Source organism: Mesorhizobium sp. M7A.F.Ca.CA.002.09.1.1, from assembly GCF_003998555.1.
Classification (GTDB): Bacteria; Pseudomonadota; Alphaproteobacteria; order Rhizobiales; family Rhizobiaceae; genus Mesorhizobium; species Mesorhizobium ciceri.
The window spans coordinates 1-9,330 of record NZ_RZRR01000112.1 but is presented as its reverse complement, the minus strand read 5'-3'; the positions used below and the strand labels follow the sequence as shown (position 1 = coordinate 9,330).

The window sequence follows — 9,330 nt, the reverse complement described above, 5'->3', positions numbered from 1 at the left end:
GAGCAGAAGAAGGCCGCCGGCACCAATCCCGGTACCGACACCGGAACGCCCGCCGCCCCTGGCGCCATTCCCAACGCACCCGGCACCGATGCCGTCACGCCGGCCGGCCGCGAACAGGCGCTCGCCACGACGACCCGCGCGAAGATCGACACGCCGAGCCTTGAGGGTTCGATCAACCTGACCGGTGCCCGTCTCGACGACCTCAAGCTCAAGCACTACACCGAGACGGTCGACAAGAACTCGCCCGAGATCAGCCTGCTCAACCCGGCGGCACTGCCCAATGGCTACTATGCCGAGATCGGCTTCGTCGGCAACGACAAGACCGGCGCGGTGCCCGGTCCCGAAACAGTGTGGGCTATCGACGGCAATGCGACACTGACGCCGACGACCCCGGTCACGCTGACCTATTCGAACGACAAGGGCCTGACCTTCAAGCGCACCTTTTCCGTCGACACCAACTACATGTTCACGGTGTCCGACACGGTGCAGAATGCCGGCACGGCCGCCGTCTCGCTGTCCAATTACGGCCGCGTCACCCGCTTCGACAAGCCGCTCGTTGCCAGCACCTATGTGCTGCATGAGGGCCTGATCGGCTTCACCGGCACGGAAGGCCTGCAGGAACACAAATACGCGTCCATCGAGAAGGACAAGCAGTTCACGCCGGGCAAGTCGACCGACGGCTGGCTCGGCATCACCGACAAATACTGGGCGGTGACGCTGGTGCCGACCGAGAAGCAGCCGTTCCAGCCGCGCTATGCCTATTTCGAGGACGGCCGCCATCGCTACCAGTCCGACTTCCTCACCGACCCGATCACCGTCGATGCCGGCCAGTCGGCGACGGTGGAGAGCGAGATCTTCGCGGGCGCCAAGGAAGTCGGCAAGATCAACGCCTATGCGGAAGACCGTCATATCAAGCGGTTCGACCTTTTGATCGACTGGGGCTGGTTCCACTTCATCACCAAGCCGATGTTCTGGCTGATCGACACGCTCTACAAATTCTTCGGCAATTTCGGCCTGGCCATTCTCGCCACCACCGTCATCGTCAAGGCCATCTTCTATCCGCTCGCCAACAAGTCGTACGCGTCGATGGCGAACATGAAGAAGGTGCAGCCGAAAATGCTCGAGATCCGCGAGAAATACGCGGACGACAAGATGAAGCAGCAGCAGGCGATGATGGAGCTGTACAAGACCGAGAAGATCAACCCGCTTGCCGGCTGCTGGCCGGTGGCACTGCAGATCCCGGTCTTCTTCTCGCTCTACAAGGTGCTCTACATCACCATCGAAATGCGGCACGCGCCGTTCTTCGGCTGGATCCAGGATCTGGCCGCGCCCGATCCGACGTCGCTGTTCAACCTGTTCGGCCTGATCCCGGTCACCCTGCCGCACATGCTGATGATCGGCGTCTGGCCGCTGATCATGGGCGTCACCATGTTCCTGCAGATGCGCATGAACCCGACGCCGCCGGATCCGACGCAGGCTGCGATCTTCACCTGGATGCCTGTCATCTTCACCTTCATGATGGCGGGTTTCCCGGCCGGCCTGGTCATCTACTGGGCCTGGAACAACACGCTGTCGATCCTCCAGCAGGGCATCATCATGAAGCGCCAGGGTGCCAAGATCGAGCTGTGGGACAATCTGGTCGCGCTGTTCCGAAAGAAACCATCACCGGCCGAATAGAAGGCGCAGCGCTTTCTCCAGCCTTCAAAGCCCCGCCTCGCGCGGGGCTTTTCGTTTAAGCAGCTCCGGCATCACGTTCCCGTGATCGGCGAAACTTGCGCCCCCTCGGCGGCGTGACTGCCTGTGCGTTTCCAAAGGCTATCAATTCCGATCAGCCCTCACACGGAGGAAGACCACATGCGCTTGCCGTCATTCAGGATCATCGCCCTTTCCGCACTCGTCGCCGGCGTGGCGATTGCCGCGCCCGCCTATGCCAAGAACCCGAATGTCGGCGGCGCGCCGATGTACACAACCAAGAACATCGTCGAGAACGCCGTCAATTCGAAGGACCACACGACGCTGGTCGCCGCGGTCAAGGCCGCCGGCCTGGTCGACACGCTGCAGGGCGCTGGCCCGTTCACAGTCTTTGCCCCGACCAACGCGGCGTTTGCGAAACTGCCCAAGGGCACCGTCGACACGCTGCTGAAGCCGGAGAACAAGGGCAAGCTCACCAAGGTGCTGACCGCGCATGTCGTGGCCGGCAAGATTTCGGGCGCCGAGATGATGAAGAAGGCCAAGGCGATGGGCGGCAAATACGAGATGAAGACCGTCTCCGGTGACACGCTGACCGCCGAAGTCAAGAAGGGCAAGCTCTACATCATGGATGAGTCAGGCGGCGAGGCGCGAGTGACGATCGCCGACGTCAACCAGTCGAACGGCGTCATCCATGTCGTCAACAAGGTGCTGTTGCCGAAGTAACGAACGGCTTCCGGCAAAGGGGATCAAGACAGGTCCGTTGGGGCTTTCTCGGGCCTGCCATCCCCGCCTCATGACGAGGTGCCATGTTTCTTGGGAAGTCGTATCGGCATTGGCCGGGGTCCTGTCCCTCACAGGACCCCGGTTTCTTTTTGGCTGTTGCCTGTGCAGCCGGATAAGTTTCGAGCGTCGTCACTCCATCACGGCGCTGTGGTCGATCTTGGCCGGAGTCGCCGGCTTGCGCAGCAACAGAACCAGCGGAATGGCGGCAAGCGACAGGATCATCATCAGCTTGAAGTCGTTCATATAGCTGATGATCGTGGCCTGCAGCGTGACCACGCCGTCGAGCGCGGCGCGGCCCGCGGCGCTGTAGGGATCCATTGCCTGGAAGATCGCCGGATTGCTGAACGCCTGGTTGTAGGGCGTCACATAGGTGGCGATATTGGCGTGGTTGACCTGCACGTTCTGCGTCAACAGCGCGGTGACCACCGATATGCCGACGCTGGAGCCGATGTTTCGGGACAGATTGTACAGTCCGGTGCCTTCCGCGCGCCGCTCCGGCGCCAGCGTGGCGAAGGTGATGGTGGTCAGCGGCACGAACAGGAAACCCAGGCCCGCGCCCTGGATGAAGCCGGTGCTGATGATCGTCCATTGCGAGACATCAGGGGTCCAGCCGGTCATGTCGTACATCGCCCAGGCGGTGACCAGCAGGCCGGTTAGAAGCAGCCAGCGCGTGTCCACCTTGCCGATCAGCCTGCCGACCAGGAACATGCAAGCCATGGTGCCGAGACCGCGCGGCCCCATGACGATGCCGGCCGTCACCACCGGATAGCCCATCAGGGTCTGCAGATAGGGCGTCATCAGGGCCAGCGAGGCCAGATAGGTGATGCCGATGATGAAGATGAAGATCATGCCGACGGCGAAATTCCTGTCGAGGAACAGCCGCGGGTTCACGAAGGTGTTTTTGGCGGTGAAGGTGTGGACGAGGAAGATGTAGAAGGCCGACGCGCAGATCAGCGCCTCGACGATGATCTCGGACGACGAGAACCAGTTGAGCTGCTCGCCGCGATCGAGGAACATCTGCAGCGACGCGATGGTGACGCTGAGCATGCCGAAGCCCAGCCAGTCCAGCCTGGCCTTGAGGTCCGTCTTGGTTTCCTGGACGAACATCGAGACGCCGGCGAAAGCCAGCGCGCCGATCGGTACGTTGATGTAGAACACCCAGCGCCAGCTGACATTCTCGGTCAGCCAGCCGCCGATGACCGGCCCGAGCACCGGCCCGACCATCACCGAAACGCCGAACAGCGCCATCGCCGAGCCGCGCTCCTCGACGCTGTAGATGTCGAGCAGGATGCTCTGCGCCAGCGGCACCAGGGCTGCGCCGAACAGGCCTTGCAGCAGGCGGAAGCCGACGATCTGCGGCAGCGACTGCGCGAAGCCGCACAGCACCGACGCGACGACGAAGCCGGTGATCGAGATCAGCAGGATGCGCTTGCGGCCGAAGCGATTGGCAAGATAGCCCGAAGGCGGCGTCATGACGGCTGCCGCGACGATGTAGGACGTCAGCACCCAGTTTATCTGGTCGGCGCTGGCCGAAACGCTGCCCTGGATATAGGGCAGCGCCACATTGGCGATGGTGGTGTCCAGCGCCTGCATGATCACGGCCAGGATCACGCAGGCGGTGATGGCGCCGCGATTGGCGACCACGCCACCTGTCGCGGACGCGCCGGTCATGACTTTTGTCCGAACCGACCGAGGAGGTCCGTCACGAAGTCCGGCAGGCCGCGCGCATGGCCGGTATCGATGCCGACCACGACGCTCATCCCGCCGCGCAGCGGCGGCTTGCCCTGGAGATCGTCCACCGTCACGCGCATCGGAATGCGTTGCACGACCTTGACCCAGTTGCCGGTGGTGTTCTGCGCCGGAAGCAGCGAGAAGCTCGACGACGACGCCGGGCTGATCGAGGCGACCCTGCCGTGCCAGACGGCACCGGGATAGCTGTCGACGCTGATCGTCGCCGTCTGTCCCGGCCGCACATAGGTCAGTTCGGTTTCCTTAGGCTCCGCCGCGATCCACAGATCGGTCGCCGAAATCAGGCTGAACGCCGGCTGCGAAGCCGGCAGGTACTTGCCGACCTGAAGCGCGTCGACATTGGTGACGATGCCGTCGAATGGCGCCTTGACGATGGAATCGGCAAGGTTGCGCTGGGCGTCGTCCACCGCCGACTGCGCCTGGAGATAGAACGGGTTCTTCTCCACCGGCTGGCTGGCGTCGCCGCCGAGCTGGGCAAGCGTCGCCTGTGCCTGCGCTTGGGCAACGGACACTTTCTGGCGGGCGGCGACGAGGTCGTGCTGGGCGCTGTCGAAGGTCGCCTTCGAGGAGGTGGAGGTCTTGAGCAGATCCTGCTGGCGTTGGAAAGCGGCCTCGTAATAGGGGATGTCGGCCTGCGCCTGCTCGATCAGCGCCTGCGACTGCTGGTAGCTCGCCTGCAAGGTCAGCACCTGGTTGCGCACTGTGCCGAGCTGTGCCTGGGCGGCGGCAAGAGCGGTTTCGAAAGAGGCCGACCGCAACCGGAAAAGCACCTGGTCCTTCTTCACCGCCTCGTTCTCGTGCACGTCGATCTCGGACACAGTGCCGGAGACATCGGTGGAAACGCCGAGCGACTGCGCCTGGATGTAGGCATTGTCGGTCGTCATGACCTGGCCGCCGATGACGTAGTAATAGCCGCCGACGACCAGCGCGAACGGAAGCAGGGCAAACAGGATCGGCCGTGCCCGGCCGCGCTTGGGCTTGACCGGCGCCGGAGGCGCCACCGCAACCCCGGCCTGGCGTGGCTCCTTGGACGGAGCCTCGAGCGCCGCCGGCTCCAGGGCGACCGGTGATTCGAGCTCGTCATTGTCGATGACGGTGCTGGCTCGCCTTTGCTCGCGTTCGCTGTCCAGCCGGATGACCTGGTCGCGCGCCCGGTCGGCGGCGGATCCGTCTTCTTCGACAGGCTTCTTTGGTGAGGTTGATTCAGCCATGTGTTTTCTCCCGGTCGGCGGCAGGCTGGGCGCAAGCCGCGAGCAGATTGGATTTGATGAGGGATAGGGTTTGCAGCAGATGCAGTTGCGCATCCGCGGAAAGGCCGACAAAGGCCTCGTCACGCGTCTTCCGCCCATTGCCGCGCATGATTTCGATCAGCGGATGGGCTTGCGGCTTCAGGTACAGCAGCCATGCCCGGCGGTCAGCGGGATCGGGCCGGCGCTCGATGAAGCCGCTTGCTTCCATCTTGTCGAGCAGCCGGGCGAGCGTGATCGGCGTGATCTCGATCAGGTCCGCCAGTTTGTTCTGGTGGATGCCTTCATGCAGGCTGAGATAGGCCAGCACCTGCCACTGGGCGCGGGTCAGCCCCGATGCCCGCGACCTCTGCTCGAACCGCTTTCGAAGCAGGCGCGCGACATCGTGCAGCACGAAGCTGATGTTGGGTGACGATGGCATGGGAGGTACTGGAGTTTTTCGGCGCGACTGTTAGTGAGCATGCTTATTATCATCATGCACATAATCTTGCTGGACGCGGTGCGCAAGACGGACTAAGCCCGCCTGGAAAAAATGACGCATGGGCTGCGACCCACCCAAAGGCTCAGGTAGCGGGCTGTTGCCGGGCAAGGATACGACGATGAATTGGCTGAAGATCGCGACCGTGGCGGCCATTGCAGGATGGCCGGGCATTGCGCTCGCAAAGGGCGCCGTCAGTTGCGGCGGCGCCGCCATGCTGGGTGGCGCGCAATTGAACTGCAGCCACGTCGAACCCCAGGCGCCGCCTCAGTTTTGCACCTATAGCTGGGCTCTCCACATGCCGGCCGGCGACCAGAAAATCGTCGAAGGCAGCTTCATGCTGCCGCCCGGCGCCACGAATGTCACCGTCTATCAGGGCAGCGGTTTCGACAGTGCGCTGTCCGATCCGATCGTGATTTGCCGCGGCAGCAAATGAGCAAGGCCGTCAAGGAAAGCTCGCTCGTCACCCGATTGGTGCTATAGGGCGGACCACGCTATTTTGAACGGGCGCATTCGAGTTTCGGATGCACCTGGCGGCCATTTCTCTGACGGATTTCGACATGGACGGACCCAACCCAGACATCAAGCACCCGATCCCGATGCATACCCGCGTCGGCTTCCTCAAGGGACTGGTGAACGCGCCAAACATCGAGATCGGCGACTTCACCTATTATGACGACCCCGACGGGCCGGACAAATTCGCCGAGAAATGCGTCCTGCATCACTATCCGTTCATAGGCGACAAGCTGATCATCGGCAGGTTCTGCGCCATCGCCGAGGGCGCGCGCTTCATCATGAACGGCGCCAACCACGCCATGTCCGGCTTTTCGACCTATCCGTTCAATATTTTCGGCCATGGCTGGGAAAAGGGTTTTAACCCGGCGACCTGGTCGAAGGAGGTGCGCGGCGACACCATCGTCGGCAACGACGTCTGGATCGGGATGGAGGCGGTGATCCTGCCCGGGGTGGAAATCGGCCACGGCGCCATCGTCGCTGCGAAATCGGTGGTGACGCACGACGTGCCGCCCTATGCGATCGTCGCCGGCAACGCGGCCAAGGTGGTAAAGATGCGTTTCGACGACCGGACAATCAGGCGGCTGCTGGCGGTGGCGTGGTGGGACTGGCCGGTAGACAAGGTCAGCCGCAACCTCGATGCTATCCGGGGTGTCAATATTTCTCTTCTGGAGGCAGCAGCTTGAACGCTCTGAACAGCAGCATAATCGGCACCGAACTGTTTACGCGAGGGTGGATCTTCATCCGCGGCGTGCCGGCGATGAAGTTCCTGCCACCGGAAGGGCCGCCGGAAATCGCCTTTGCCGGCCGCTCGAATGTCGGCAAGTCGTCGCTGATCAATGCGCTGGTCAACCAGAAGGGGCTGGCGCGCACTTCCAACACGCCGGGGCGCACGCAGGAGCTCAACTATTTCGTGCCGGATGGATTTTCGGGCGAGGGCGCCGACCTGCCACCCTTGGCGCTGGTCGACATGCCCGGCTACGGCTACGCCACCGCGCCCAAGGAGAAGGTCGACGAGTGGACCAAGCTGGTCTTCGATTACCTCAAGGGCCGGGTCACGCTGAAACGCGTCTATGTGCTGATCGACGCCCGTCATGGCATCAAGGCCAAGGACGACGAAGTGCTGTCGCTGCTCGACAAGGCGGCGGTGTCCTATCAGATCGTGCTGACCAAGACCGACAAGATCAAGACTGCCGGCGTGCCGAGGCTGATCGAGGAGACGCTGGCAAAGATCAAGAAGCGGCCGGCGGCGTTCCCGTTCGTGCTGGCCACCTCTTCTGAAAAGGCCGAGGGCCTTCAGGAATTGCAGGCAGCCATCGTGCTTGCCGCCAATGGCGGCTAAAGCATCCGCACCTTAGAGCAATTCTAGGAAAAGTGTGAAGCGGTTTTCCGTCCAGAATTGCGTCTAAACAAAGAGTTAGAGCATGGTCTGGCTAGGGCTTGGCCTCGATAGCAATCGTCTGATGGCCTTCTTCCGCCACAAGCCTTTCGGTGCCGTAGGCCTTCAGGAACATGCTGACGCCTGACCTGACGATGTGGTCGATCTCGTCCTGGGTCGGGGCCTTGGTGCGGTAGGCGAAGATGCACTGGCGGAACAGACCGGCCAGGCACAGTTCGGTGAACTGATAGGCGGCAAGATCGACATCGTCGATGCGCAGCAGGTCGCGCTCGATGGCGGCATTGAGAAAGGCCGCGACCTTGTCGTGGCCACGCTTGGGACCGCGCTCGTAAAAACGCGCGCCCATGTCGGGGATCCGGTCTGATGCCCCGATCACCGTGCGCTGCGCTTGGACGACCTTGGCCGACGTGATCTTGAGAGCCAGCACCTTGCCGAACTTCACCAGCGTCTCGCGCAGGTTGTCGGCATTGTCCAGCACGTCATACATGTTCTTGAAGATGGTGCCGCGCTCTTCCTCGATCAGCGCCTCGAACAGCTCTTCCTTGTTGGCGAAGTAGACGTAGATCGTACCCTTGGAGACGCCGGCCTCGCGGGTGATGTCGTTCATCGAGGCGGCTTCGAAGCCCTTGTCGATGAAGACACGACGGGCGCCGTCGATGATCTGGCTGCGCTTGGCCGGATCCTGCCCCGCGGCCGGGCGGCCACGGCGCAAGCTTTCCAACAGGTCGTCACACGACTCGTTTTCGACATTGGGCGGGGTCTCGGCCATGAAAGTCACACCTCGAAAATAATTCGAACCAAGCGGTTCGATTGCCCTTGATATGGTCCTCTTTACGCGCTATGTCAACGGCCGGATCGAACCGAACGGTTCAATATTATATTATAACTTTAGAGAGATGTCATGTCCTCGAACGCGCCGACCACTGCTGAAGTCCGTCCCTTCCCCAACGCCAAGGTTGCGCCAGCGACGGAAGCACCGGAAGTACCTGTCCAGCCCGTCTCGTCGCCGCCGGCAGAGGCTCCGGCCAGGAAGAAGCGTTCGGTGCGTTCCTTCCTGCTGCCGGTCATCGGTGTTGCCTTGCTGGGCGCCGGCGCCTGGTATGGGTACGACTACTGGACAACGGGCCGCTTCATGATCTCGACGGACGATGCCTATGTCCAGGCGGACATGGCGTTCATCTCGCCCAAGATTTCCGGCTATGTCGATCAGGTCAAGGTCAGCGAGAACCAGCTGGTCAAGGCCGGCGATCCGCTGCTCGTCGTCGATGACGGCGATTACAAGATTGCCGTCGCCCAGGCCGAGGCGCAGATCGCCACCTTGAGCAAGACGCTCGACCGTATCGACGCCCAGACCGACGCGGCCCGCGCCTCGCTGCAGCAGGCCCAGGCGCAGAAGGTCGCCGACCAGGCCGCGGCCGACAACGCAGCCAAGGTCGCGGCGCGCGCCTCGCAGCTGCTCAAGACCCATG

General features: G+C 62.5%; 10 protein-coding genes. 6 read left to right on the top strand and 4 right to left on the bottom strand.

What is annotated here, in order from left to right:
* Both yidC and EN994_RS07655 read left to right on the top strand, forming a co-directional pair.
* The coding region (gene yidC / locus EN994_RS07660) for a membrane protein insertase YidC (protein WP_127307466.1) at nucleotides 1–1,677 on the top strand (1,677 nt) is incomplete at its 5' end.
* Between the two features lie 177 nt (nucleotides 1,678–1,854).
* Nucleotides 1,855–2,415 carry a fasciclin domain-containing protein gene (locus tag EN994_RS07655; protein WP_063169715.1) on the top strand — a complete coding sequence of 187 codons (561 nt, stop codon included), beginning with the start codon at nucleotides 1,855–1,857 and terminating at the stop codon, nucleotides 2,413–2,415.
* 189 nt (nucleotides 2,416–2,604) lie between these two features.
* Here the strand turns inward: EN994_RS07655 and EN994_RS07650 are convergent, their stop codons facing one another.
* From EN994_RS07650 to EN994_RS07640, 3 genes are read right to left on the bottom strand one after another with little or no spacing between them, the layout of a single operon-like run.
* Complete coding sequence (locus EN994_RS07650) at nucleotides 2,605–4,146, bottom strand: DHA2 family efflux MFS transporter permease subunit (protein ID WP_063169716.1); 1,542 nt, start codon at nucleotides 4,144–4,146, stop codon at nucleotides 2,605–2,607.
* Complete coding sequence (locus tag EN994_RS07645) at nucleotides 4,143–5,435, bottom strand: HlyD family secretion protein (protein WP_082826616.1); 1,293 nt, start codon at nucleotides 5,433–5,435, stop codon at nucleotides 4,143–4,145. Before EN994_RS07645 ends, EN994_RS07650 begins: the two co-directional genes overlap by 4 nt.
* Nucleotides 5,428–5,892 (bottom strand): MarR family winged helix-turn-helix transcriptional regulator, encoded by a 465-nt coding sequence (locus tag EN994_RS07640; protein ID WP_013528500.1) that lies wholly within the window; start codon nucleotides 5,890–5,892, stop codon nucleotides 5,428–5,430. Before EN994_RS07640 ends, EN994_RS07645 begins: the two co-directional genes overlap by 8 nt.
* A gap of 178 nt (nucleotides 5,893–6,070) precedes the next feature.
* Between EN994_RS07640 and EN994_RS07635 the strand changes: the two genes are divergently transcribed.
* The 3 genes from EN994_RS07635 (at nucleotide 6,071) to yihA (ending at nucleotide 7,804) form a co-directional block, all read left to right on the top strand.
* Nucleotides 6,071–6,385, top strand: coding sequence for a hypothetical protein (locus tag EN994_RS07635; RefSeq protein WP_024502096.1), 315 nt, complete (start codon nucleotides 6,071–6,073; stop codon nucleotides 6,383–6,385).
* Between the two features lie 124 nt (nucleotides 6,386–6,509).
* Nucleotides 6,510–7,148 carry a CatB-related O-acetyltransferase gene (locus EN994_RS07630; protein ID WP_063170424.1) on the top strand — a complete coding sequence of 213 codons (639 nt, stop codon included), beginning with the start codon at nucleotides 6,510–6,512 and terminating at the stop codon, nucleotides 7,146–7,148.
* Nucleotides 7,145–7,804: a ribosome biogenesis GTP-binding protein YihA/YsxC gene (gene yihA / locus EN994_RS07625; RefSeq protein WP_024502094.1), complete on the top strand. Its 660-nt coding sequence runs from the start codon at nucleotides 7,145–7,147 to the stop codon at nucleotides 7,802–7,804. The genes EN994_RS07630 and yihA overlap by 4 nt, the downstream gene beginning before the upstream one ends.
* A 91-nt stretch (nucleotides 7,805–7,895) precedes the next feature.
* Here the strand turns inward: yihA and EN994_RS07620 are convergent, their stop codons facing one another.
* Entirely contained in the window at nucleotides 7,896–8,630 is a 735-nt protein-coding gene (locus tag EN994_RS07620; RefSeq protein ID WP_013528496.1) for a TetR/AcrR family transcriptional regulator, read from the bottom strand.
* 132 nt (nucleotides 8,631–8,762) lie between these two features.
* On the opposite strand from EN994_RS07620, the gene EN994_RS07615 reads away from it, so the two are divergent.
* The coding region (locus EN994_RS07615) for a biotin/lipoyl-binding protein (RefSeq protein WP_164745836.1) at nucleotides 8,763–9,330 on the top strand (568 nt) is incomplete at its 3' end.